This is a genomic window from Mesorhizobium sp. CNPSo 4671 (assembly GCF_057784245.1).
Window position 1 is genome coordinate 865,739 of the sequence record NZ_JBWLUW010000001.1, and the last position, 25,693, is coordinate 891,431.

General features: G+C 61.5%; 18 protein-coding genes and 3 pseudogenes. 14 read left to right on the plus strand and 7 right to left on the minus strand.

Annotated elements, in window-relative coordinates:
- The first annotated feature begins 10 nt into the window (after positions 1-10).
- From AC04SF_RS03925 to AC04SF_RS03955, 7 genes and pseudogenes are all read left to right on the plus strand, one after another.
- Positions 11-484: a (2Fe-2S)-binding protein gene (locus tag AC04SF_RS03925; protein ID WP_488476583.1), complete on the plus strand. Its 474-nt coding sequence runs from the start codon at positions 11-13 to the stop codon at positions 482-484.
- Positions 481-2,685, plus strand: coding sequence for a xanthine dehydrogenase family protein molybdopterin-binding subunit (locus AC04SF_RS03930; RefSeq protein ID WP_488476584.1), 2,205 nt, complete (start codon positions 481-483; stop codon positions 2,683-2,685). Before AC04SF_RS03925 ends, AC04SF_RS03930 begins: the two co-directional genes overlap by 4 nt.
- 462 nt (positions 2,686-3,147) lie before the next feature.
- Positions 3,148-3,840, plus strand: coding sequence for a VOC family protein (locus AC04SF_RS03935; RefSeq protein ID WP_488476585.1), 693 nt, complete (start codon positions 3,148-3,150; stop codon positions 3,838-3,840).
- Positions 3,837-5,228 (plus strand): dihydrolipoyl dehydrogenase family protein, encoded by a 1,392-nt coding sequence (locus AC04SF_RS03940; protein ID WP_488476586.1) that lies wholly within the window; start codon positions 3,837-3,839, stop codon positions 5,226-5,228. Before AC04SF_RS03935 ends, AC04SF_RS03940 begins: the two co-directional genes overlap by 4 nt.
- Positions 5,215-5,742 (plus strand): annotated as a pseudogene (locus tag AC04SF_RS03945) (SDR family NAD(P)-dependent oxidoreductase); the annotation flags it as partial. The gene AC04SF_RS03940 and the pseudogene AC04SF_RS03945, both read left to right, overlap by 14 nt.
- A 5-nt stretch (positions 5,743-5,747) precedes the next feature.
- A complete protein-coding gene (locus tag AC04SF_RS03950; RefSeq protein ID WP_488476587.1) occupies positions 5,748-6,686 on the plus strand; it encodes an NmrA family NAD(P)-binding protein in 939 nt (312 codons plus the stop codon).
- A gap of 63 nt (positions 6,687-6,749) precedes the next feature.
- A pseudogene (locus AC04SF_RS03955) lies at positions 6,750-7,095 on the plus strand (alpha/beta fold hydrolase); the annotation flags it as partial.
- 26 nt (positions 7,096-7,121) lie between these two features.
- Here the strand turns inward: AC04SF_RS03955 and AC04SF_RS03960 are convergent.
- Together AC04SF_RS03960 and AC04SF_RS03965 are read right to left on the minus strand one after the other, a co-directional pair.
- Complete coding sequence (locus tag AC04SF_RS03960; RefSeq protein ID WP_488476588.1) at positions 7,122-7,886, minus strand: two-component system sensor histidine kinase NtrB; 765 nt, start codon at positions 7,884-7,886, stop codon at positions 7,122-7,124.
- 1,889 nt (positions 7,887-9,775) lie between these two features.
- Positions 9,776-10,822 carry an NAD(P)H-dependent flavin oxidoreductase gene (locus AC04SF_RS03965; protein ID WP_488476589.1) on the minus strand — a complete coding sequence of 349 codons (1,047 nt, stop codon included), beginning with the start codon at positions 10,820-10,822 and terminating at the stop codon, positions 9,776-9,778.
- Positions 10,823-11,570: 748 nt separating this feature from the next.
- On the opposite strand from AC04SF_RS03965, the gene AC04SF_RS03970 reads away from it, so the two are divergent.
- Positions 11,571-11,849 (plus strand): hypothetical protein, encoded by a 279-nt coding sequence (locus AC04SF_RS03970; protein WP_488476590.1) that lies wholly within the window; start codon positions 11,571-11,573, stop codon positions 11,847-11,849.
- A gap of 223 nt (positions 11,850-12,072) precedes the next feature.
- Here AC04SF_RS03970 and AC04SF_RS03975 read toward each other — a convergent pair whose 3' ends face one another.
- Positions 12,073-12,456 carry a VOC family protein gene (locus AC04SF_RS03975; protein WP_488476591.1) on the minus strand — a complete coding sequence of 128 codons (384 nt, stop codon included), beginning with the start codon at positions 12,454-12,456 and terminating at the stop codon, positions 12,073-12,075.
- Positions 12,457-13,162: 706 nt separating this feature from the next.
- Between AC04SF_RS03975 and AC04SF_RS03980 the strand changes: the two genes are divergently transcribed.
- Positions 13,163-14,140 carry an NADP-dependent oxidoreductase gene (locus AC04SF_RS03980; protein WP_488476592.1) on the plus strand — a complete coding sequence of 326 codons (978 nt, stop codon included), beginning with the start codon at positions 13,163-13,165 and terminating at the stop codon, positions 14,138-14,140.
- 735 nt (positions 14,141-14,875) lie between these two features.
- Here AC04SF_RS03980 and AC04SF_RS03985 read toward each other — a convergent pair.
- The 4 genes and pseudogenes from AC04SF_RS03985 to AC04SF_RS04000 all read right to left on the minus strand — a co-directional run bounded on the left by AC04SF_RS03985 (position 14,876) and on the right by AC04SF_RS04000 (position 18,323).
- Positions 14,876-15,235: pseudogene (locus AC04SF_RS03985) on the minus strand (nuclear transport factor 2 family protein).
- A 50-nt stretch (positions 15,236-15,285) separates the two neighbouring features.
- The gene (locus AC04SF_RS03990; RefSeq protein WP_488476593.1) at positions 15,286-15,882 is read right to left on the minus strand and encodes a redoxin domain-containing protein; all 597 of its coding nucleotides are present in this window, start codon (positions 15,880-15,882) and stop codon (positions 15,286-15,288) included.
- 545 nt (positions 15,883-16,427) lie between these two features.
- Positions 16,428-17,501 carry an MBL fold metallo-hydrolase gene (locus tag AC04SF_RS03995; RefSeq protein ID WP_488476594.1) on the minus strand — a complete coding sequence of 358 codons (1,074 nt, stop codon included), beginning with the start codon at positions 17,499-17,501 and terminating at the stop codon, positions 16,428-16,430.
- 669 nt (positions 17,502-18,170) lie between these two features.
- Positions 18,171-18,323, minus strand: a complete 153-nt coding sequence (locus tag AC04SF_RS04000; RefSeq protein WP_488476595.1) for a hypothetical protein — start codon at positions 18,321-18,323, stop codon at positions 18,171-18,173.
- Positions 18,324-18,587: 264 nt separating this feature from the next.
- On the opposite strand from AC04SF_RS04000, the gene AC04SF_RS04005 reads away from it, so the two are divergent.
- The 5 genes from AC04SF_RS04005 to AC04SF_RS04025 all read left to right on the plus strand — a co-directional run bounded on the left by AC04SF_RS04005 (position 18,588) and on the right by AC04SF_RS04025 (position 25,616).
- Positions 18,588-19,676, plus strand: coding sequence for an IS110 family RNA-guided transposase (locus AC04SF_RS04005; RefSeq protein ID WP_488476596.1), 1,089 nt, complete (start codon positions 18,588-18,590; stop codon positions 19,674-19,676).
- Positions 19,677-20,663: 987 nt separating this feature from the next.
- Positions 20,664-21,128 carry a hypothetical protein gene (locus tag AC04SF_RS04010; protein ID WP_488476597.1) on the plus strand — a complete coding sequence of 155 codons (465 nt, stop codon included), beginning with the start codon at positions 20,664-20,666 and terminating at the stop codon, positions 21,126-21,128.
- Between the two features lie 384 nt (positions 21,129-21,512).
- On the plus strand, positions 21,513-22,901 hold the full coding sequence (locus AC04SF_RS04015; RefSeq protein ID WP_488476598.1) for a hypothetical protein: 1,389 nt from the start codon (positions 21,513-21,515) through the stop codon (positions 22,899-22,901).
- On the plus strand, positions 22,891-23,484 hold the full coding sequence (locus tag AC04SF_RS04020; RefSeq protein ID WP_488476599.1) for a hypothetical protein: 594 nt from the start codon (positions 22,891-22,893) through the stop codon (positions 23,482-23,484). Before AC04SF_RS04015 ends, AC04SF_RS04020 begins: the two co-directional genes overlap by 11 nt.
- Positions 23,481-25,616 (plus strand): AAA family ATPase, encoded by a 2,136-nt coding sequence (locus AC04SF_RS04025; protein ID WP_488476600.1) that lies wholly within the window; start codon positions 23,481-23,483, stop codon positions 25,614-25,616. Before AC04SF_RS04020 ends, AC04SF_RS04025 begins: the two co-directional genes overlap by 4 nt.
- The last annotated feature ends 77 nt before the right edge of the window (positions 25,617-25,693 follow it).

Genomic DNA, 25,693 nt, shown 5'->3' on the forward strand with positions numbered 1-25,693 from the left:
GGAGGTAGCCATGGCCTTCGCCATCAAAGTCAACGGCGAGTCGCACACGGTTGATGTCGACGGTGATAGCCCGCTTCTTTGGGTGCTGCGTGATGTGCTTGGCATGACCGGCACCAAGTTTGGGTGCGGCATGGCTCTCTGCGGCGCTTGCACGGTGCATCTCGACGGTGAACCCGTCCGCTCCTGCATCACCACCGTGGACAGCATCGGTGAATCGGAAGTCACGACGATCGAGGCGATCGGCGCGACCGCAGCGGGCGCGAAGGTACAGCAAGCCTGGCTGGATCATGAGGTGCCCCAGTGCGGGTACTGCCAGTCGGGCCAGATCATGTCTGCTGCGGCGCTGCTCGCAAGCAACCCGCATCCGACAGACTCCGACATAAACGACGCGATGTCGGGCAACATCTGCCGCTGCGGGACCTACGTGCGCATACGGGAGGCGATCAAGCAGGCGGCTGCGAGCTCAACAGGGAGGCGCTCATGATCACGCACCAGAGCAGATTCCGAGCCACCGATCGTGGGGGGCAGCCCGAGGCAAACGGTCTTTCGCGCCGCAACTTCCTGCAGGCAGCAGCCGCCACGGGCGGAGGCTTCTTGCTCGGTCTCACCCTGTCGCCGCCATCGGTTGGAGCTGTCGCAGCCGGCAGCGACGCATTCACGCCCAACGCCTTCATCCGGATCGAGCGGAATGGAGAGGTCGTGCTGATCATGCCCTATGTCGAGATGGGGCAGGGTACCTACACGTCCATTCCGATGCTGATCGCCGAAGAGCTGGAGGTGGACCTGAAGCAGGTTCGGCTGGAACATGCCCCTCCCGACGAGAAGCACTACGCCAATCCCCTGCTGGGCGTCCAGGCAACGGGCAATTCCAACGCGATCCGCGGGGCATGGGAGCCGTTGCGCCGGGCCGGCGCGACCGCGCGGACCATGCTCGTTTCGGCTGCCGCCATCCGCTGGAACGTCGATCCGGGGGGCTGCAATGCTGAACGCGGCGAAGTGATTCACGCGGCGACCGGGCGACGCCTCGCCTATGGCGAGCTTGCCGCCGACGCCGCACGCATGCCGGTACCCGAAAATGTGGTGCTCAAGCAACCGCGAGATTTCAAGCTCATTGGCACATCGGCCAGGCGCCTCGACTTGGCCGGAAAGGTGAACGGGACCGCGATCTACGGGATCGACGCGCGTCCGCCGGGCGTGAGGATCGCGACGCTGGCGCAGTCACCTGTGTTCGGCGGTCGGGTGAAGCATGTCGACGACACGGCAGCGTTGGCCGTCAAAGGCGTCAGCCAGGTCGTGCGGATCGACGACGCCGTCGCAGTGGTAGCGGACCATATGGGCGCCGCGAAAAAAGGGCTCGCGGCTCTGGTCATCGAATGGGATGACGGGCCGAACGCCACGCTATCCACCGAGGCGATCGCCACCGAACTCGAGCAGACGACGCTCAAACCGGGAGCCGTTGCACAAAGCATCGGCGATGTCGGCCCCGCCTTGTCGGGCGCGGAAACCAGGGTCGAGGCGGCCTATCTGGTGCCGTTCCTCGCCCATGCGACCATGGAGCCGATGAACTGTACCGTCCATGTCCGCAAGGACGGCTGCGAAATCTGGGTGGGCAACCAGGCCATCGCGCGGGCTCAGGCATTCGCCGCGAAAGCCGCGAGTCTGTCTCCCGACCAGGTCGTCGTGCACAATCATCTGATCGGCGGCGGGTTCGGGCGCAGGCTCGAGGCCGACGGGGTCGTTCGCGCCGTCGAGATCGCCAAGCACGTCGACGGTCCGGTCAAGGTCGTGTGGACGCGCGAGGAAGACATCCAGCACGACCTGTACAGGCCTATGTTCCACGACAGGCTCTCCGCCGGCCTCGACGCCAAGGGCATGCCGATCGCCTGGAACAATCGCTTTGCCGGATCATCGATCATCGCGAGATACCTGCCGCAATACTTCAAGGACGGGCTCGACCCTGACACCACCGAGGGCGCGATCAATCTCGTCTACGACTTGCCCAACCTGCATGTCGAATACGTGCGGATGGAGCCGCCGGGCATTCCGACCGCGTTCTGGCGCAGTGTCGGGCCGTCGCACAATGTCTTCGTCACCGAGAGCTTCATGGATGAGCTTGCCGCCGCGGCGAAGCAGGACCCGGTAGCGTACCGGCTGGCGCTGCTTGGCAAGACACCGCGTGCCAGGGCCGTACTGGAACTGGCCGCCGGGAAGGCCGGCTGGGGAGAGAAACTGCCGCCACGGGTCGGCCGCGGCGTCTCGATCCAGAACGCCTTCGGCAGCTATCTGGCTGAGGTCGCCGAGGTCGAAGTGTCCCGGGACGGTCAGGTTCGCGTCAGACGCGTCGTATGCGCGGTCGATTGCGGGACGGTCATCAATCCCAATACCGTGGAGGCGCAGATCCAGAGCGCCGTGATGTTCGGCATCACCGCCGCGTTTCATGGCGAGATCACCCTCAAGGACGGCCGTGTCGAGCAGACCAATTTCGACACGTACCAGGTGCTCCGCATCGACGAAGCTCCCTCAGTCGAGGTCCACATTGTCGCGAGCGCCGAGGCGCCCGGCGGGATGGGAGAAGCCGGAACCTCGGCAATCGTACCCGCCCTGGCCAATGCGATCTTCGCTGCCACGGGCAAGCGCCTGCGCAAGATGCCGATCGATAGCGGTGTGCTCAAACAGCCCGCTTGACTCGTGAACCAGCGAGTTGCCGACATGCGAGCCGAAATCGTTCTTGGATCAATCTTCCCGACTATGAGCTCTCCGACCACACCGCCAAGCGGCGAAAGCTCTCCGAGGCAAGCCGCCCGTACGCTCAAGGGACGGTGTAGTGCAAGGGGGATCCGATTCACCCGTGTGCACTGCGTGTAGTCTGCGCGCGCGGAGCATGCGTCAGCCGCCTGCTGAGTCTGTGTTCTTCTCATTGTTGTCACATCTTGAGCCACACTGCCCCGACTGGCGCCACGTACTACATCGACGGCAGCCAGCAACTCGTCTCGTGATGAACGCATGAAGCCGACCTGTGGACGAATAAATTTACAGCAAGACGAGCAATACCATAGCATAATTGATTCAATTGAGTTCGCCTGCTGTAATTCGCTAGCTTTATCATGTGTTGCCACTCTAAAGACACTCAATCCCAAGGAGATCAACATGAGCAGTACTCATGGGCGCAGCGAAACTGCAATCGAGACCCCGAAGGCGCGGACGCTCGACATGAAGTTCGAGATCGTGGTCATCCCTGTTTCGGACGTTGATCGCGCCAAGAGCTTTTACGGCGGCTTGGGGTGGAGGCTCGACGCCGACTTCGCTGCCGGTGACGACTGGCGCGTGATCCAGTTCACGCCGCCTGGCTCCGGCTGCTCGGTCATTTTCGGCAAGAACGTCACCGCGGCAGCACCCGGCTCCGCTCAGGGACAGTACCTGATCGTCTCTAACATAGAGGCCGCCCGCAACGAGCTGCTTGGTCGCGACGTCAACATCAGCGAGGTTTTTCACGACGCGGGCGGCGTGTACACGGGCACAGACGAGCCCTACCTGTTTGGGCGAGCCCGGATCAGCGGCCCGGATCCTGAGCACCGGAGCTACCGCTCGTACGCCTCGTTCAGTGATCCGGACGGCAACGGCTGGCTGCTCCAGGAAGTCACCGCGCGATTGCCCGGGCGTGTGGACACGGACCTCACGACATTCACCTCGTCGACCGAGCTGGCGGCCGCACTCCGACGCGCGTCGGCCGCGCACGGCGAGCACGAGGCGCGGACGGGCGGCCAGCGTGATGAGAACTGGCCGGACTGGTACGCCGCGTACGTGGTGGCGGAGCACGCCGGCAAGGAGCTGCCTTTATGAGCAGTGGCTACGACGTCATCATCATCGGCGGCGGCTCGCCGGGCGAGCACTGCGCCGGTGCGCTTGCAGAAGGCGGGCTACGCGTCGCGCTCGTCGAGGCCGAGCTGGCCGGCGGCGAATGCTCCTACTGGGCCTGCATCCCGTCCAAGACACTGCTGCGCCCGGGGGAGGCCGTGCGCGGCGCGAACGACGCGGCGGCGGCAGCGCTGGTCGACGTTGAGGCGGCCCTTGCCTGGCGCGACTACATGGTTTCGAACTACTCCGACGCCGGCCAGGAGCGTTGGCTCTCCAGTCATGGCATCGACCTGCTTCGCGGTCGCGGCCGGCTGGCCGGGACGGGCGTGGTCGACGTCGACGGCGTCCGCTACACGGCCGGACACGTGGTCGTCGCTACAGGTTCTGAGCCAATCATCCCGCCCGTGCCCGGCCTGCGCAACCTCAAGGGCATCTGGACGAACCGTGATGTAACCGGCATGAAGGCCGTCCCCCGCCGGCTGCTCGTGCTGGGAGGTGGGCCGGTCGGCGTAGAAATGGCGCAGGCCGTTCGTCGCCTTGGCGGCGAGGTGGTTGTCGTCGAGGGCAATTCGCACATACTACCTCGCGAGCCCAGGCCCCTAGGGGAGGCACTCGCCGAGGCTTTGCGCCGGGACGGAGTCGAGATCGCCCTCGGCGTGCATGCGACCGCCGCGCGGCGCGAGGGCCAGCACTACTTCTTAGAACTCGACGACGGCCGGAAGCTGAGCGGCGACCGGCTGCTCATCGCCACCGGCCGGCGTCCGCGCGTCGATAGGCTCGGCCTGGAGACCATCGGCATCGAACCCAACGGCCGCGGGATCCCAGTCGATGCGCGCCTGCGCGCGGGTGAGCGCCTGTGGGCGATAGGCGATGTTAACGGCATCTGGCAACTGACCCACGTTGGGAAGTATCAGGGCCGGGTTGTCGCGGCGAACATTCTCGGCGAGCCGCGCGAGGCCAACTACGAAGCCGTACCTCGGGTGGTCTTTACGGATCCGCAGGCGGCCTCGGTCGGCGCGTCTGAGGCCACCTTTAGCGCGACCGTACCCGTATCAGAGGTGGCGAAGACCGCCACCTATACGCGAGCGTACCAGGAGTCGAATGGATTTCTAACGCTGCTCAGCGACGGCGAGCGGCTAACCGGCGCCTATGCGCTCGGCCCAGAGGCCGGCGAGTGGCTGCAGCAGGCTACTCTCGCAATCCGCGCCCGCGTCCCGCTCGAAGTGCTGCGCGATACCATCCAGCCGTTCCCCACGTTCTCCGAAATATATCTCGCCGCGTTGAAAGCCCTCCATGATCAGATCATGACAGCGCTTCAGAAGTCGGGCGGCGGCACTGGCCAGATAGTTCGCCTTAGCCATGACCGACCTTAGCGTCAGGGCGCTCACCCTGCCCACCTCTGCAGTGGCTCCGGCGTTTGTCGCCCGCGGCGGCGGTACGATAATCAATATCTCCTCGGCCGTCGGCATAGGTCCGGAAATCCTGAACCGAGTCTATGGCGGGCCGAAAGCATTCGTGCTGGCATTCCGCCTGTCGCTTCACAAGGAGCTTGCTGAAAGAAGGTGCGAATCCAGGCGGTCTTGCCCGGCGCGACCGCGACGTTTCTGGGACGCTGCGGGCGATGCGGTAGAGAAGCTGCCCAGCGCGATGGTCATGCGGGCGGACGACCTGGTCGACTTCGATCACGGCGACCTCGTCACCATTCCCTTCACTTCGGACGCTACCGATTGGGACGCCTACGGGCGGCGCGGCAGAAGCTTATCCCGAACATGTCGTTCAGCGTTTTCGTCTACGCGCTACTGCGTCGCCGCCGCGGCGCAGATCGGGAGCGGGCGCGTCGACCCGCTGGTCTCGTCCACGGAAACTGTGAACGCAACTGTAAGGTAAATGATATGACGATGAAATCAGCACATGGGGGCTCGATCCTCGTGACCGGAGCGGCCGGCGACATCGGAGCTATCGGCCGCCACCTCACCTCAATGCTGCTCGTCAAGGGGTATAAGGTGCGAGCCTTGGTGCGGCGGGAGGATGAACGCGCTGAGGGCTTGCGCCAGCTCGGGGCCGAGGTTGTGCAGGGCGATCTGACCGATCTTGTCTCGGTGCACCGTGCGGTCGAAGGTTGCGCGCGCATCTATTTCGGAATGTCGGTCTCGGCGGCTTATCTCGAAGCCACGGTCAACGTCGCCGCGGTGGCGCGTCATCACAGCGTCCGGGCCTTCGTGAACATGTCGCAGATGACGGTGACGCAGATGAACATCACCGAGACCACTGACAGCCCGCAGCACAAGCTGCACTGGCTTGCGGAACAGGTGTTGGCGTGGTCGGGGCTGCCGGTCGTCACGGTCCGGCCGACGGTCTTCCTCGAAAGCTTCTTCCTGCGTCTCGCCGCCGCTGGTGTCCGGGGCAACGATGAACTGACGCTGCCCCTGGGTAACAGCAAGACCTCGCCTATCTCGGCTGTTGATGTGGCACGCGCGATTTGCGTGATCCTCGACGACCCCGCCTCTCACATTGGCCACGTTTACAATCTCACCGGATTCGAATCCGCCAATCTGGACCATTATGCGCGGGTCTTCTCCGAGGTTTTGGGCCGAACGATCCGTTATCGCGACGTGCCGCTCTCCGTATGGACGGATGCGCTTCGCGGGTTTGGAGTGCCGACGCACCTCCTGAACCACCTCGCAGTGATGGCCGAACTTCACGTGCAGGGGCGCTATGACCGCATGACGGATGACCTGGTCAAACTCACCGGCAAAACGCCGACAAGCATGTACGACTTCGTGAAACTGCACGCCGCCGAATTCACGCGGGGTGAAGCCGCTGCGGCTTGACGTACTGGCCGCCGTCTGCCGCCAGGGTGCACAATCAACCCGATAACAAGGGCTTACCCAAAATCGTTCGGCTCGCTCAAACAGGTCAACGCCGGATCGCTGAACGTCGGTATGCCGATTTGGGGCCGGCCGACGGCGCGCCTGTCGTCCTCTGCTCCACGGCTGGCCGTACGACATCCACACCTTATGTCGACGTCGCGCCTCTTCTGGCAGCCAGAGGATACCGGATTATCGTGCCCTACCTGCGCGGCTAGGGCAGGACACGCTTCCTGTCGGACGAGACGATGCGCAACAGCCAGCAGCCGGCGTTCGCCGCAGACACAGTCGCCCTGATGATGCGCTGGGCATCGAAAGAGCTATTGTCGCCGGCTGCGACTGGGACGCCCGCACGGCAAATATTGTCGCCGCTCGCGGAGGGCATTTTCCGTTCGATCGTCACCGAGAACCGGCAATGGAAGACGGCATCACCGGTAGCCATAGGTCGATCGCAGTGCCGTGGTATGGCGTACTTGTGACCGACAGCCCACCGCCTTGACTTTCCATCAGTTGGCTCACCATCGCCAGGCCGAGGCCTGTTCCGTTAGTTTTCGTCGAAAAGTAGGGCACCCCCGCACTTCGCAGCGTCGCCAGGTTCATGCCGATACCGGTATCGGCAACCGACAGGCGGATCATCGGTTCGCGCGTCGCGGTACGGCTTCCGGGCTCTCGATCGATGGCGGCGGCAACGACGACCTCCCCACGGTCCGGCATCGCATCGCGGGCATTGAGCACCAGATTGAGCAACGCCCGCTCCATTAGCTGCCGGTCGATGAAGGCCGGTGGAAGATCGTCGGCAACATCGAACCGAATGATGATACCCGAAGGCAACACGCTTCCCAGGACCGGCTCCAGGGACTCCAGAAGCTGGCTGATATCCACTGCCGCAGGCTGGAGTTTCCGGGCGTGCGCAAAATCGAGCAGCTGTCGTGCCAGTGTTTTGGCGCGGAACGCGCAGAATATCGCTCCGTCGATGCGTCTGAGTTGCCTGGGCGAGCCGGCCTTCTGACGTTGCAGTTCCTCCATGATCGTGACGATCGGGGTGAGGAGATTGTTGAAATCGTGGACGATCGAGGCGAGCAGTATTCGCGGATCAGTGCCTTCCACCGCCGCAGTATCCTCGTCGCTGCGATACCAGGATGTCCGAGTCCGTTGTTCGATCATGTCCTCTCTCCATCGGAGGTAACCGGAAAAATTTTCTTCGGGAAGTCTCGATAGACTGACCGGCGAAGGCGAAGCCACCGGCCGGCGATGTAGCGGAGTGTCATGACGCGATTTCCTGTCCACTTCGCACATCTGCTTACTCGGATGAGATGCACAGAATCGGTCACGCGAGCAGGCAAATCTATTGGACGATGGTATCCTTAATACTTTGGCATCGGTTTACGCGGCGAGAACCTGCCGCATGAGAGGTGTCGCCGAATAAGCGGGAAAACCACTGGCGTACCAGCTGTTTGGAATAAACTCTCGCAATTGCGATCCCTCTGCTTGTCACGCCTGAGGGCTCAATAGCTTGCACGATTGGAAGGATTGTTTCAGCAAATCGCCGTGCATCGCGGGTGTATGCCGCTGCCGCCAAAGACCGAACTTCAATGGTGCATTGCCCACCACAAAGGCACGACACCGCAGCGATTCTGCTCCCCTCGACAATCTCGAAACGGTGTCGAAATGCAGGCACGATAGCCTAATTCGAAGTCGCGATCTTAGAGGTAGAAGGCAACACGGCTCGGGGCGAACCCTTGCTAGAATCAGGATCCACGCGGCGGTACAAATAGGCAGATGGTGTGCCCGTCATTCGCCCCGGCCACCGAAGACCAATGAAACACGCGATCGGGACTGTTCTTGATGCGGCTGTCTGTGTAGGTAATCACTTCCCCCGTACCCTTGATAACGTGGCCTTCGGGCCGCTCTCCGATGGCATTGTATGCGACTTCACGGCAATCGTAGCCGGAGCAACAGGAGAAGGGATAAGACCACCGCCGCGGCAGCGCAGCGGTTGGCAACGCGTCATGCGCCCTCGCATGCGATGCTATTAGGAGCACCCATGCGCCGACCAGAAAAGCGGCGACCAGGGCCAGGAGCGTTATGCCTGCGAAGCCGTCGCTGGGTGCGGGCTTGCTACCGTCGTCAACGACGCATCTGACATGACAGCGGCACAGCGGGTAGAGTCTGCAATGGTGCTTCGGTGCTTCGGTCTCAAATGGGACTCCTGTACTCGGCTTAGCTCGCTTTCGCAGATCGGCACAGGCCGACTGCGCGCTGCGGCACCCGGCGAAGAGATGAACAGTGTCGTTCGCAAGTGTGGGTGTCCTACGCGATGGCAGGGATCGAATGACCGAACGCTACTGGCGCGTGTTCCCAACTCCGATGCAGCCGCCTTTTGATAGGCGGAAATTTGGCCCAGCTGCGGGAGGCGGAAGCGTTGCGTCGTCATCGACGTTCGCCGCGCATCTCGGCAATAAGCGTCTCGCCTCGACCATGACCGCGCGGCGCGCGTAGGCTGGTCTGGGGCCGCGCATGTAGTGGAGCTCGGGTCGGTAGCGAGGTGCGACGAATTCGCGAAAGGCTGATGCGAACTGCGTGATAAGAGACCAGAGTCTCATAGCGCGATTTCCTGTCCGCACTTGGGCTTAATCGGATGCGACACACAGATTCGATCAAGTGTGAAGGCAAATCTATTGGACGATGGTGTCGTCAATACTTTGGACAGTCTGCGCGACGAGCCGCATGAGATCCCCTGGCCCCACGACCTAGCGAGGCCGAACACGCGGGAAAACCACTGGCGTACCAGCTGTCGGAATCAACTTTCGGCGGCTTCGATGAGAGCTTCGGCAAAACCCTGCGGAGTTTCATCCGGAATGTTAGCTCGAGAATCTTCTGGCATAGGAGCTGGCGGTGCGGTCCACCCACCTTTGGGTGATGCTCGGCACGGTAATGACCGGACCTTCAGCAAGCCGCTTTTCGAGTCTATCGAAATTCGTCGAGGGCCGCTTCCGGCGGCCAGAAGCGGCCCATCGTGTAATTTTGCGCCCTTTGCCAATGCCCGATGCCGTTTAGAACAGCCGAGCGATAAGCTCTCTTGCCGGGCCCTGCCACAGGTCGCCCTGACCAGCCCCCGACCAAAGCGACAGGAAGTCTGCAGAACCCTTCTCTGCCGATGCCCTTCTCATGTCGCGGGTAAACTTGTTCTGCGCCGGGAATGGAAGAATGACGCTCGCTCGCGTTTCCATCTCATTCATAAAACGGTTCTCGATACCCCTAGCTAGGCGACCCGAGAATACGCGCGTCGTTTTCGTCTTTCTGCCCGCGGCATCCGCGAGTCTCTCCCTGTAGGGAGCTGACGTACCTGCCTCCTCGCAGACCAGGAATGCGGTGCCCATTTGAACTGCCTGAGCTCCGGTCCGCAGTGCGTGGTGGACGTCGCTTGATGTCATGATGCCGCCCGCCGCGATCAGCGGTACGCGAAGCTTCGCCGTTGACGCTTTCAGTAGATCGAAGGCACCGATTTCTTCATCCTCTCCATCAGCGTCAAAAATACCGCGATGACCACCGGCCTCTATGCCTTGCAAAACGACGGCGTCGACATTGCTGTCTTCAAGTGCGACTGCCTCCTCGGGCGTCGTCGCGGTTCCGATCAATATGATCCTCTCCTTTCTGGCGGCCCTCATATATTGCGGCGGCAGAAGGCCGAAGACGAAGCTAAAGGCCGCCGGCCTGATCCGAAGGACGGCTTCGAACTGGGCATCGAAATCCTCTTCGTAAGGCACTGTGAACTGCGGCGTGGGCAAGCCGAGTTCCGTCCGATACAGCGCGGTCTGCGTGATAGCTTGTTCGATCTGCCAGGCCGTGATCTTAGGGGTTGGGTGCGGAACAAACAGGTTGATGGCAAACGGCCGGTCTGTTAGCTGACGAACCTTCTCGGCGGTTTCCTCGATCGCTGCTGGGTTTGAATAGGCGGCCCCCACGGAGCCCAAGGCACCGGCAGCTGAGGTTTCCGCCACCAGCGCTACAGAGGACGGACCGCCGGCCATCGGGGCAACGATCAAAGGGTGTTTCAGGTCGAGTTTCCGTGAGAGCTCGCTTTCAACATTCCGTTTCATGGGTTCTTTCTGCCGCCGGTGATCACTCGGTGAGAGTATCTGCTATCGGCGATACTCTACCGCTGGTACTCATTCTCGGGGAGCGTGGACCACCATTTTGGAATAGCGATCTTATCGAGCGGCGCGTTGATGATCTCTCTAACGCAGGAATAGACGCGCATGCTGACATGACATCCTCCTCTGTCTGCCCGATCTGTTCAGATGCGGAGACCAAGATCGCTTATCGGCGGACGCAAATCTATCGGACGATGGCTGGGTTTCCGCCTAGCGGCCGCGGCGATTGCCACCGTGTCGGTGCCTCCTGCCCGACCTTTCAGTTCCTCCAGCGCCGTACCGGATTTACGACGTATTCGGACCTCCAACCCTGAAGGTGCGCCACTTTAGGTGCGAAAGTCCATGATGCTTTGGTGTCGGTCTGTAGGTGGAGTTGGCAACAGGGCGCCACACGCCCGCAATAGGCCCATGCACGTCGCTTGGCATGCGATTAGTGCGCAGTTGAACTGACAGGCCTATAGTCCGATTTACTCCCGCGCATTCCACAAGCGCACCGTACCTGGATGATCTCGTCAGGCCCTTTGTCGCACCGACCAATGCCAAAGTGCGACGATACCATCGTGCAATAGATTCGTGTCCGTCTTCGGCTGGATAACAATCTTCCGGGAGAAACTCAGGCCAACATAACTCATCTAGAGACCATCACTGCGGTCGCAGACAGGGCGATAGCATAACCCAGGAGAAGGACTTCACCATGAATATCAAAGCTATTTGTCTCGGTGCAGCGTTTGCTCTTTCCGCCTTCGGTGGCGTGGCGTTTGCCGGCGCACTCGATGTTGTCGACAACATTCGGCCGTTCTACACTGATGCCAGTATGAAAACGCTCAAGCCGATGCCTGAGTTCAAGGCAACGTTCATGGCGATGCCGCAGAACAGTCGGAAGATGATGATGAAGGAGTGCAACGACGCGGCGCAGAGCAAGCCTTATGCCGAGTTCTGTGCCCACGTGAACGCCCTAGCGGGAATGAAATAGCTGGTTCAACAAGCCAGTCCAGCCACGTGAACGATGGCGGGCCAAGTGCTCGCCATCGAAGCCGAACGGCTTCGACCGGGCTGCAGGCGGCTGAGGCGGTGGCGCTGTGCAGCCGGTGCAAACTTTCTGGGCCGCGTAGGAGAGCGCCGGAGCCTCGCGCCTATCTAAAGCCCCCTCGTCCGCGAGTCGCATGCCCCCGCCAATGGAGCATGTCATTGCCTGTCTATTCCGTTCTTTCGCAGACGGCGGAAAGCTTGTTTCCGTCCGGATCGCGGACGTAGCATGCATAGAAATTTGCGTGGTGGGGCCGCAGTCCCGGCTTGCCGTCGTCGGTGCCACCTGAGGCTAGTGCCGCAGCATAGAAGGCATCGACGGAAGCGCGGCTCGGCGCATCGAGTGCCACCATGGAGCCGTTGCCTACAGTGGCGGCCTTCTTGTTGAACGGGGTCGTAACCCATAGGCGGCTGCGGCTGTCGCCCTCTGCCGCATAGCCTAGCTCGACCTCGTCGGCCCGATGGCAGGTATAGCTGAGGGCGCCGAGCGCTGCGTCATAAAAGACACGAGCGCGATCAAGGTCATTGGTACCAAGCGTGATGTAGAGAAGCATGTGCGGCAAACCGGAATTTTGCGAGCCATCGGAAACGCGTCTGATACTGTTCCGAATTCCACTCGGCGATCAAGGCTCATCCCCCTCCCTTCCATGTTTCTCCCCTGGAAGCATCTGGCCAGCACATTAAGACTGAAGTGAGTCAGAACCGTTCTGGGTAGGCCCTGGCAGGTGTAAAATCTGCAAACCCGGCCGCACGGGCTAGGTAATCTGAATGTGCTTTTATAACGGGAGAACACCAGGTGCAGTGTCGCTCCTCGGTACTTCGTCCGCCCCGGGCGCGAATGCGGGCGCCGCTGGACCTTGTCATCGAAAGATTGGGAACTAGCCCGGACCTCGAGCGACTTCTCACAACGTCTAGAGTGGGCTTCAGGTCGCTGAGAACAGACATGAGCGACCGACCCAGGGCGATCTAGAGGACATCGCGTGGAAACTCTGGTAAACACGCCAAGCGGAAAACTTAATATAAGCAGGTGATTAGCGAGGCACCAAAGCCTCCGATGGTCTCCGGATTGGACCAGCCGGCGCTTCAAAGATGTCATAAAGCGTGGCCCGTTCCGTGTGCGTTCGGCCTTATCGTTGCTGAGCTTACTCTCAACGCGATGCCCTTTTGATGTCATGGACGATGCCCCCCGGTATCGGTATCGTAAGCCGAGGGCTGGCTGCCTGCGGCAGCGCTCCCTTACTGAACAGAAGGAGACAGATCATGTCGGGCGATCAAACGTCACCGGCCGCCTCGCCACGGATGATGCAGGCCATCCAGGCCGTGGCGTTTGGAGGTATCGAACAGTTGCAGCTGTTGTCGATACCTGTCCCCACGCCGCGCAAGGGAGAAGTTCTCGTAAGAGTTGGCGCTGCGGGGGTGGGGGCCTGGGATGCGCTCGCGCGCGAGGGAAAGATCGGGCTCGCACTACCTTTGCCGGTGACACTAGGCGCCGATCTGTCCGGCGTTGTCGTCGAGGTCGGCGACGGTGTCGAAGATTTGACGACCGGCGATGCGATTTTGGGAGTTACGAACGATCACTTCGTCGGAGCATATGCGGAGTTTGCGGTGGCGGATGCCTCTCGAGTGACGCCCAAACCGGCAGGACTTGGCTTCGTCGAAGCCGGCGGGATCCCGGTCGTTGCCGTGACGGCCCGGTCGATGCTTTTCGACTATGGCGGGCTGCAAAGTGGTCAGCGCGTTCTTGTCCACGGATCCGCCGGATCAGTCGGCAATCTCGTCGTTCAGCTTGCTCATCGTGCAGGCGCGGAGGTGATCGCCACCTGTCGTGCGCGCGACGTCGCTTTCGTGACGAAAATGGGCGCCGACAAGGTAATCGACTTCGAGGCCACTGACTTCGTTTTGGCTGCCGAACCCGTCAATCTGGTCATCGATACGATTGGCGGGGAAACGCAGCGCCGGTCTTTCGATGCTATCGTTCCGGGGGGCAGGCTGGTTTCCGTAGTCTCGATGCCCGACGAGGCATTGGCCGCAGAAGCACACGTGCAGGCGCATTACTTCATTGTGGACGTGCGGCGCCCGGCGCTGGAGGAGCTTGGCGCTCTGTTCGCGGATGGCGCGCTTCAGGCGAACATTGGTGAGGTCTTGCCGCTTGCCGAGGCTCCGCTTGCCCATGAGATGCTCGCCGGCCGCCCGCATCGCCGTGGGAAGATAGTGCTCGATATCGACTCCCGGCTTTAGGAATTGTTGAGTTACGCCAGCGAAGCGAAACACGAAGATAAATCGTGAACTGGATTGAGGGCGGAGCGGGGAGAACCGTCTGCCTACAGCGGTTTGTTCCCGGCCGGAAACTCGAACCGCGAAAGATCGACGTTTCGGGGTTCAATAGGAAGCGATCTGCTTCTTGATCTAGCCTCACCTTCTCCGCGAAGTGGTCTTGCTCTTGCCCAAGGGGCAGTCCCGCTCCTGGAGGGGAAGGAGGGAGGGGAGGGAAAAAAGTGGAGGGGGTTCGCCCGCCCGCAGGTGAAGCCGGAGGGTCGGCGCTGATCCGCGCATGCGGATTCGCGTCGGTCCTGCACGGAGCGCGACATTGGCCGCGCGGAGGAAGGACGTAGAGACCCGCTTCTTTGCGTGCGAGGGAGAGAGGGCGGAGCCCTCTTTTCATCTCTCAACTTATCAACGTTGGCCGTGATCGCGGCCGTCATTCTGAACTGAAAGGAGCCGTCGCCGGCTTACGCGGGACGGCTCCCCGCGGTGTATGGCAAGAAGGGCTAGCGACTACGCCGAGTCATTCCCGGTAGGCGTGGCCGGCGGTATAGCCGACGACATACGCCTCGGTCTCAACAATACGACCGCTGGCGCGCCGTCAGGCAACTCCCGCACCAATACCTTGCCAATGAGATAGCGGGCAAGAGAGACCGTATCATTCGGCAACTCCGAGCGAGCGGCAGATGGCCATCCTTACGGCAGCTAGGTTCAGGGCATCCGCTCGACCCATTGGGCGCGCGAAGGCCCGGCACGAACGGATCGCCGAAATACTGGGTTTCGCGAGCCACCTTCCCATCGAGGAACTCCATGATGCTCACTGTGTAAGACGGCCGCCCGTCATAGGTCAGGACATATTCAGTGAGAGGTCGCGCGCGCCGATTATCCGCCGCACTGTGAAGCGTTTCCGATTCGGCTGCGCGACGCGTGACGACTCAATCTTCCGCCGCCCACGGATGCGCTCGCCCGATTGCGGATATTCGAGCACCGCGTCCTCTCGGTAAATCTGATGCTCCTTCCGAGGTCGTTCGCATAAGAGGCGGCCCAGCCGTCGATGTTGAGCCGTCGTATCGGCTCCGCTAGCCTTGCAGCCCGGCCCTGCGCGCCAGCATTCCTCGAATTCACTCCTGCTCGCGGAGCGTTTGAGCGCGCGTCTTCCCGTAAGGATAGAATAGTTCCCTATGACCCGCTTGCCACGCGGCCTTGAGTTCCGGCGTCGTGATGTCCCAGTCCATCCGGCATTTCATGGTCAGCGCGCGCATGTCCTGCCGGAGTTCTTCCACCGTGGGTCGCCCGAAAAACCAGTATCCATTGTAGATTTTGTAGATGATTCGGCCAGGCTCCAGCACGATGACGTGAGGGATCATGGGGTTGTGCATGGGATCAGTGTACTCGGCGATATCGAGATCCTTCTGAACGACGCGCCGCGGGTCGGAAAGAAAAGGCCAATGGGCGCCGACGCCAGTGCGATACTCGTTTGTCTCCAGGATATTGTCTGTGGTGATGGTGACGAGCTGACAATAGCCCACTTCCATTTCGCGATGGAGCTGGATAAGCCCCTCCGCCTGCCGGCGGTCCTTGGGACAGTAGCCGCCCCTGCCTAGGATGAGGACCATCGGGTCCTCTCCCTGCAGTTCGGAAAGCGTTCGCCGTGTGCCGGTGTGTTCTGAGAGCTCATAGTCCGGAAAAATCGACCCCGGAACGATGTCGGACCGCATGTGAAACCTCGATGATTACAAGTCTTTGACTAAGCCGGCTGTCCGACTTGGTGGAGGGATAAAAATGCGGGAGAGGCTTTGAATCTATGATACGATGGTGTCGCCAATACCATTGGATCGGCGACTACCGCAGATAGGATTTCGCGTTACTGGCCGGCACGAAGGCGGAGGTTGGAAGCGCCCTGGCGAGCTTGCGCGCGTCGCGCTGCCCGATGTTGCGAGCCCGGCTTATTGCTGCTCCCGTTGATTTTGGCGACGATACTAGACCCAATGCGGGAGACGCCGTCGGTTGCGATTCGTCATCACTCCTCAACGCCGATTGGGTGAGTCCTTCAAAGGCTTCAGCTCGGAGCATCTCAACTATCCAATCTCCACACATGCGGGCAGTCGATCTTGCGAATTGTCTGGCCATGTCTGAAGATTGCCGGCTACGCACAGGGCGGGTTGACTCTCCTATCAAATCCTTTGGGACCACACTTCGTGGCACCCCTCAGCGGGATCGTCGCATAACGACGACCCCGTCTGAGCGTTCGGGTCGCCAGGTCTTAGTCGATGCGAAGGCTCTGCTCCATCGCGTAGCACTGGTCCCAGATGAACACGTCATAGCCGGCGAGCCGAGACTGCCACTTGGGCGTGACGGCATTCACGCATTTCACAACGACGCGGTCGATGTAGTTGTCGTAGACTGCCCAGGGGTTGGGCTTGTCCTCGGCTTCCATTTCCTCGCCCGGTGTCGTTGATTTGAGGGCAGCAGCGGCAGCTGCCTTCAGGTCATTCATGAATTCGAGCTGCGTCCGTACATCGGAATGAGTGCCCACGCGATTGACATGGCCTCCAACGAGCGTTTCGAACGGCAATGTGTCGATGTACGCCACCTGGTCAAAGTAACCGGGGATGTCCTTGGCAAGCGCGAAGCGACGCCATGGCATCCAGCCAGGGAAGATCACATCGACCACCATCAGAACCTTCTGTTCGGGAGCATAGATGAAGATGTTTCCTGGCTCATGGGGGCTGCTGCCGGGATAGCTCAGGTCAAGAACCTGGCTACCGACCTTCAGGGTGTAGTGATCCTTGAACGTGACCGTAGGCACAGGGCGCCTCGGATCCTTCGCCCGTTCCAGCAGTCGCAGGGTCTCTTCTTGGGCGATGATAATTGGATGACCGCCGAGGTCGTTTACGCCGCCAATATGATCCACATGCGCATGGCTGTAGACGACATGTGTGACAGGCTGATCCGTCACCTCGGCGATAGCCTGGCGTATGTGGCCCGAGTATCCCGGAGGGGCGTCGATCACAACAACGCCTGTTTCGTATACCAGGAACATCGACTGGTACCCGTTGTCGGTGATCATGTAGAGGCCACGGCCCAGCTGTTGGGTTCGGTATCCCTTCTTCGGGTCGATGGCCGGGGTTACGTCTTCCTCGGGAATCGGAAGATAGTGGTCGACGCGCGTGCCTATCGGCGCCAGCGACGGCATACTCTGGTAAGGGGCGCCAGGCTGTCCCGGCAAGGTCTCGGCGCGGGCGCCCTGGGTTGGCGCTAAACCCAGTCCAACAGTGACCAGCACGGAACCGGCCTTCGCCGCTGCCTTCAAAAGACCCGAACGGAAGAGAAGCATAACAAACCTCCTGTTCAAATAATGTTTGCAGGGAGGATTTGTCGATAAATTTCGAGGGTTGTTTATTATCCTTAGGTATCGCAAATACTATGGTATCAAATTTCCCCGCGCCCGGCGTCACAATTCCGCTAACAAGTTTTAGATCTGGCGCCCGGGCAGCCGACGCCCAATCGGACGGCGACAAGCCGAGCAGCCTAGGCCTTCTGTCATCGTCCTAATGTGCGGACCTCGCTCCGTTGAGCGGCGTAAAGTATTACCGAGAATTGGGCGGCCTGGATCAATTTAACAAAGCCTAAGGTTGAGCTTTTGCGGCCTCTTCCGGTCGGATCGCTCTCGGTGGAGACAGTTCGCCCCGAAAATTCGTGACTTAGCTGCGCAATATCTCCTGCACGCTGAGCGGCCCGAGATCGAGAACCGGCGTGTATTCGCCCGTGCGGCGCCAGACAACCCCGCACCTTTCCATTCTCCCGATCCCGCCTCGGATCGAACATCAGCCTGTCGAAGTGATCAAGGAACGCCTCTGCAGATGCGGCATCGCTGAAGCAATGGAGTCGATAGGTTTCATATTTGCCGTTCGGTCATATCTCCTGCACACGCCGCGTCTGGGGCTTAAGCCCTCGTTCCTGGCAGAACTTCGCGATCAGGGTGAAGTTCCGGTCGGTGCAGAGGTCATCCGGCAGCGCAACCTGATGTGGCCAGTCGCGGTCGATGACCGATGGCGTCGAAATGCATTGACTGACCGCGCATCATTGCGAGCGTCAGCGCGATTGCAGGATTGGCCGGCGGCTTTTCCATATGCAAGGAGCCGTCGAAATCCGCCATGCCGCCATGCGCAATTCATCACCTTCATCGCTGGCCGCCGGGTCGAAAACGTGGGCATCAAAGGGATCTCGGTCAATCTCGATTGTCCAGTCCTTGAGCGCCTTGCGAGCCATCTCTTCGACCAGAACAACCGGAAGATTGCCACCCGTAATCGGGGCGGGCGCCTGGAGGGACAGCAAAGCTGTGTGTCGGCCGCGGCGCCGCTGGCGACGGCCGGTAGTTCGGCGGCACATTCTGCGTCTGTCAAACAGCAGGAGGCGAACGATGGAATTCTTTTGTGGGCTGGACGTGGCGATGGACGAGACGGCGGTTTGCGTCGTCGACGATCAGGGCGCGGTTCATCTGGAGGCGGCGGTGATGACCGATCCCGAGGCACTGTTTGCGGTGCTGAAGCCGTTTCTCGCGCGACTGCGGCGCGTCGGCCACGAGGCCGGCTCGCTGTCGCCTTGGCTGCATCCGGAACTCAAGAAACTTGGCCTGCCGGCGATCTGCCTGGAGACGCAGCACGTGCGCGCCGCGCTGTCGGCGCAGCGCAACAAGACCGACAAGGCCGATGCGCTCGGCATCGCCCACATCATGCGCACCGGCTGGTTCCGCCAGGCCTACATCAAGTCGGAGAGCTGCTACCGGACGAAGCTTCTGCTGACCCACCGGCGCAATCTGAAGGCCAAGTTTCTCGACCTGGAGAACGCCATCCGGCACTCGCTGAAGTCATTCGGCATCCGCCTGGGCAAGGTCGGACGCGGCGCTTTCGAGCAGGCGGTTCGCCAGGCTGTGGCCGACGATCCGCTGTCGGCCGAACTGATGGACGCCATGCTGTCGGCGCGCGCGGCGCTGTGGAGACAGTACTGCCGGCTGCACGATCTCGTCGTGAAAATGGTGGCGCGCAGCGAACTGTGTCGACGCTTCATGGCGATCCCCGGCGTCGGCCCGGTGACGGCGCTCTCGTTCATGACGGCGATCGACGATCCCACACGCTTCCGCCGCTCACGCGATGTCGCCGCCTACTTCGGGCTGACCTCGCGGCGCTGGCAGTCCGGCTCAACGATCGACATTCAGGGACGGATCTCCAAGGCCGGTGACGCGGACGTGCGGCGCGCGCTCTACGAGGCGGCGTCAGGTTTGATGACGCGCTTCAAGGGTAGGGACAAGGTCAAGAGTTGGGGCCAGGAGATCGCCAAACGCTCCTGCCACCGCAAGGCTTGTGTCGCGGTGGCGCGCAAGCTGGCGGTGATCATGCATGCGATCTGGAGCGACGGCACGTTCTATGTCGGCGATCCGGCTGCGGGCGAGGCCGACGCCGCGCAGCGCGCCCATGTCAAGGACCGCAAGCTGCTCGGAGCGCATCGATGAGCGGCGCGACGGCGGTTGAAACGCATGGTGCCCGCACGCTGACGGACGCCATCTGACACAAGGAGATCCGCCCGGCGGATGAGGACCGATGCAGACCAGGAACGACGGAACGCACGTTATCTTGCCTGCGGCCGCGCCGACGATGAGACGGCCGGACCGCGCTCGATTGCCTGTGACGATGCTCCGTCAGTCCGATGGAAAAGTGCGCTACGACGGTTCGAGCGCTGCAACCATGCAGCCGAACCACACCGTCGCAGAGCGCGGAAGATTGCACGGCGCATCGGAACTCGACGTTCAAAAGCGGAATCGTAGCGCAGAGAATAGAGTCGTGTATTATCGTAGATGGAAGGAGGAACGACGATGGTTACAAAGTATCGCCAAACACAACCGATTAAGATGGCAGGATAAAAGGACGCACATTGCTGCGTCGGTTGCGTGTTTGTTTTTCAATATCTTAGAAGGTGATTTTGCAATGTGTGGGTGTTTACTGCACATTGCGAGAATGGCGAATTGTCAGAGATTTCTGCGGCTTAATGCAGTGTGCAGCGGCTGGGCCGGCAGTTGAGGAGGCTTGGGTCGGGAAGGGGAGCGTAGTCAGAGACGGCAGCGAGACGCTCGAAAGAAACCCAGTTCTCGGATGGGGACGCGGGTTCCTTCGGTGACCTCTGGGCGGCAGGCCGCTGAGCTGGTGGATCCTCAACTTCAGAATCTCGTCGACCTGGCTGGCGATGGGCGATCGGCACGGCTGGCGCAGCGGTCTTCGCCGCTGCCCCGAGAGCCGACGTCGCCAGCGTCGGCCGTAGGATGGCGGCCGAGCGCTGGCTTGTCATCTGGCGCGATCCGCTGCCCTGGGATGCATAGGCTTCACGGTCTCGATGGAAGCGCCCCGGCCGCGACAAACCCGCCACCGGTCCAAGCTTCCCTCGTGGCTTGTAGGCATCCGGTCCGAGGCTGTCGGCTGACATAGGACCTTCCATCCTGACACGAATGCGCAAACCGGTGTGTTACGTTCTGACGGTGTTACGTCACAGTCTCGATAGCTTCGAAGCAAATGGAGAGTTCGCCACGTCCAGGATCAACCGCCGCGCCCTGCTCTTCCACTCCGGCAGCGCAGTCGTCGCCTCGACGGTTGCGGCAACTGCATTCGGCAAAGAGCCCCCGGGCGAAGACCCAGAACCGTCCACTAAATTGCGAACGCTGATTGACGTGCACAAGGCAGCATATGCGGCGTTCGGCAAAGCCCTACACGAAATAGGCGGTGCCAGAAGCGACTCCGCAAGAGCCAGCCGGGACGAGGAGAGGGCGCTGCTCGCCATCTGCAGCTATGCCGCGGTTGGGGAAGGGGATCGCCTGGCCAAGGCCCTCTATCTTTTGGAGATCGAGGCGCGCGGTGAACTGGACCTGGCAGAGCACATGCAGGCCGTTCTCCGCTCTACGATGTGCAGGGGATGAGGCGACTGAGGCGCGGTCGGTCGGCTACAGAATATCTGGTATGCGCCTCATATCGGTCGTTCGCAGGAGCGGCAGAAAATCCCAAAGCCCGCCGTTCGTTTGGGTGCACTGAAGACACGATTGGTGGATAACGGACTGTCCGGTTTGGAGCCGGACTGGCGTACGCAGTCGTTCGTTCATGGGCAGGAAGTGGCTGACGATCATTATTTGTGTGGATAGCGGCTCTTGCACTCTTCGGCCTAGCAACGCCTGATAAGCGGCCATTCGTTACCTTGAAAGACAATCAAGAGGACCAAGAAACTTCGCGATCTTGTAACGTTTCGAGATGCAGAGTGCTGCTAACGACGCTACAGAATAGTCGTCATCAAACTCATTGGGATAGCCTTGGCCATACCGGCAGAACTGCTTCAAAGTCTTGCCGCCCCCGGCGGAGGACAGGTCGCCCTCGTCATTGGGGCCGGCTGCTCGGTGGGCCATCCGACCAGCATCCCGCTCGCTGGCGACCTCTCGGAAGCAGTCGAACGCCAACTGGTGCTCAACGGCCGCCTGCAAGCGAATCAGTGCCCGAACCCGCGCGACCTTGCCGCACTGGCGAGCCTGGTTTTCCAGATCTGCAACAATCAGGTCGAGTTGGTTCAGTGTTTTCCGATTCAGCGAATGCGGCTCGCGAGAGCCAACCTCGGCTACAAGCTGCTGGTGGCGCTGATGTCGGAGGGCGCCATAAGTCATGTGCTATCGCTCAACTTCGATCTGGCGATCCAAAACGCCGCTGCCGAACTCGGCATTGAGATCGCAACGATCGCGGCCGTGAATGAGCCCGTGCCGATCCGCGCGGCGCTGGTACAGCTGCACGGAAATGCGAACAGCGAGCCAGACCACCTCGTCCTTCGAACGGAAGTCATGGACGGGGAATGGATTGGCCAATGGCACCAGGTCGTTGCTCAGCAGGTGCTGGCGGCTCCGACGGTACTCTTTGCTGGCCTCGGTTCGCCGGCCCCCGTCCTCACCGCAACGATAGCGATGATCCAAGGCGCGTTGGGCGGTAACAAGGCATTATATCAAGCCGACATCGTTCCCTTCGCGCAAAGCGGCTTTGCCGCGCAGCTCGAGATACCCGAGCAGCGCTACATCCAAGGATCGTGGGACGCGGTCGTAACGCGCCTCGCTGAGCGCATCGCCGCGCAACAGGTCGACTCCCTTTCGCGCAGCGGCCGCGCACTCTTGACGGAGAACCATTACGGCGAAGCGGATCTCCAGCGGTTCACCGGCATCGCCGCCAAGCTCGCTGGTCAATCTCTGCTCACGCTTGGCAAGATGCGTGCTTTCGCTGATCTGGATCGCGATAAGCTCTACCGGCCACACAGCGTCCGCGACGACGAGTTCATGTCGGAGCCGATGCTCCGGCTCGTAAAAGTCGCGGAGCGGTTCGGGCTCGACACGGCACCGACGCCCGCCGGTACCTGGGCGCTGCGGCGGAACGGCCAGGCGATTGCACAGATCGTGCTCGCGACCGGCAGGGGCGTGCGCCGCATGGCCGCCGTTGAAACCCGCGCCAAAACCATCTGCGCCACCATCGCGGAGAACGCCCCGATGCCCGTCGACATCGTTCTGATCGGCGGCCTTATCGACGCGGCGCCCGCATTCGATCACGTCGACCTCATTGCCGACGAGAAGCCGGACGACATCATCGGCGGCCTCACCGTCCCCTTGCTGGTCTCTGCCAACGATCCGCGCTACATCGACCATATAGGAGGGCTCTTGCATGTCGCCTGACGGCTTTTCGCTTTCGGCATCGTCCATGATCGCTCTCGCCAGCGAAACTCTCTCGCTAAACGGTTACCGCGTTGTCCGCGACATGACCGACATGAAGAAGCTCGGTGATCGGGCCCTCCTGGCTGAGGACGCCTATAGCGTAATTTCTGTCGTCGCCTTCGAGACCTGGCAACAGCTCGAGAACGAATGGGCGGAAGCTCAGGCCGACCTCGTCGACCTCCTCGCCCGCCGCCTGTCCCGCTCCGCGCCGAAGGCGTGGGACGGCTATCTCGTCCTTCTGTGCGCCGGCGAGCCTTCGGATCGCCTCGACACCGACCGGATCGAGCGCGATACCTCCAGGGTTCGGAAGATTGTCGCGACAGGTGGCAAGCTGCGCACCAGCGCCGACATAAACCGCGTTCTGGACCTCCTGCTCCCGCTCGAGCTGCCGGACAATCTTTCCGCCCTTGAGGACGTTCTCGACGCGCTGCCTGAACTCATGAAAAATTCCGTCGACCGTGCGAAGCTAAAGATAGTCGTCGACGCCTTCCGCGACGGCGAACCCCCGCTCGAGCGACTGCACGAAAGCGGTGGCGGGCGATGAGGTTGAAGTCCATCACAATCGAGGGGTTCAGGGCGTTCAGCCGTCAGGCGACGATCGATCTCAACGCCGACGTCATCCTCCTGCAAGGCCCCAATGGCGTCGGCAAGACTTCCCTTCTCGACGCCATCCTCTGGGCGCTGGCCGGCACGATCGCCCGCTTCGCCGAGCGCGGCACGCCCATCTCGACATACGCCCGGGAGGGCCGCGCGCGCGTCGAACTCACCATTTCGGGCAATGACGGTGACGTCGTCCTCACCCGGGCGACAGACGGCACAACAGAGGACTTCGTGCGGCTCCGGATTAACGATAGGGAATACGAGCAGGCGGCCGCAACACAGCAGCTCTGCAACTTGCTCCTTCCTCACCTGAAGGACCGCGTCGGCGCCCGAGACGCCCTGAACCAAGTCCTCACGCGCGGAGTCTACCTCCAGCAGGATCTCGTCCGCCAGTTCATCGACGACGATAGCGCGGCGGACCGGTTCGCCCTCGTAAGCGAGGTGATCGGCGCCGGCGCCGTGCTCGAGCTACAGGCCGCGCTCGAGAAGAGTCGCCGGTCCTGGGCAGCGAGCATAACCACCTTCCGCAAGGAGGAACTGGATCCGCTGGTGGCGCGGGTCGCGCAGATCGACGAGCACCTCGCTCGTCTCTCCGACGGCGGCACGGTAGTGAGTGACGACGCGCGCCAAGCCTCCAACGCGCTCTTCCAGCAAGCGGTCGCACTGTTGAGCGAATCCCGATTTGGCCCCGACGCGACGCCGACCACCCCGGCCCGGCTGGACCGCTTTCTCAAGACGCTGGATGCTGAGCGCAGTAGGCTTGAGCGTGATCTGGCCACAACCCGCAACCTGCTGGAGCAGATCCCAGAACTGCTCACCTCGGTGGCCTCCAACGATACGGGCGACAAGCTCCGTCAGGAGGAGATCAATCTGGTCGGCCAATTGTCAGCAGCGGATGAAGCCATACGGACGGAACAAGCCCGGCTAGCCGCCGAGAGGCAGGCCCAAGTTGCCGCGGCCGACCGCGCGCAACGTGCCGCGACAATGGCCAAGCTAGCCCTACAGGATCTCGGCGAACACTGTCCTGTGTGTCAGCAAACCCACGACGTCGGCCACACGATCGCCCATCTTCAGGCGCTCATCGAGGTCGCCTCGGACGTCGGCCAGGCCACCACGACTGACCGGTTGGGTCCCCTGACAGATGAGCGCGCCGATATCCAGGCATCGCTGAATCGTGTCCGCGAGGATCTACGACGAGAGGAGAACGATCTGCGCGAGCGCGAAGCGCGGCGCTCGATCCTCACGGCCCGACTTTCGGACCTCGGGATTGGCGGCACCGGTGATGCCGGCACGACCCTGCGCGAGCGCGGGAACGCAATTGAGCAGATGCTCGGAACGCTCGCTAGGCTGCTATCAGATGGCGAGCGTCTGTCTCTGCAGGTCCTGCGGCTGGGCGAGCAGCGCCAGCGCGACGAGCTCATGGCCGAACGCGTCCAAGTGACAGCGCGTCTGGATGCGGCAAATAGCCGAGTTGCTGGCGAGGAGGCCACCCGCGTCCTCTCCGGCCAGATCATCGACGGTTTAAGGGACGCGTCGCTGGCGGTGACGGCGAAGCAGATCACCCAGATCTCGCCGCTATTCCAGAGGATTTACAGTCGCATCGATCCGCACCCCACTTTCCGCGTGACGCAGATCGTGGCCGGAATGGAGCGCGGCCGCGGCAAGCTGGACGTAGGAGTCTCCGATCCTGACGCTTTCGCGCGCGCCCGGGACGCGGGTCCGCTGCTATCCAGTTCGCAGATGAACTCGTTCGCGGTCTCGCTATTCCTCGCGATGAACCTTGCTCTCCCCAGCGTCCGGCTCGGCGTTACGATCCTCGATGATCCCCTGCAAAGTCTCGATTCAATTAATCTGCTGGGCCTCGTCGACGTCCTGCGGCGCTTCCGCGCTCACCGGCAGATCATCGTTTCAACGCACGAAGAGCGGCTGGTGGGACTATTGCAACGCAAGCTACGGCCCGTGCTACCAGGCGAACGCATGGTGACGATCATCTTTGAGAATTGGAGCCGGGAGGGTCCGGCAATGCGGGCGGTCGAGTTCGCGCCGACGACGGACGAGAACGTGATCGCCGCTTAATTAGTCGGAAGCCAATTTAATCAAGCCTCGATGTGAAGGAGCGTCGAGTTTCAGGGCCGCCAAGCTACTCCGAACGT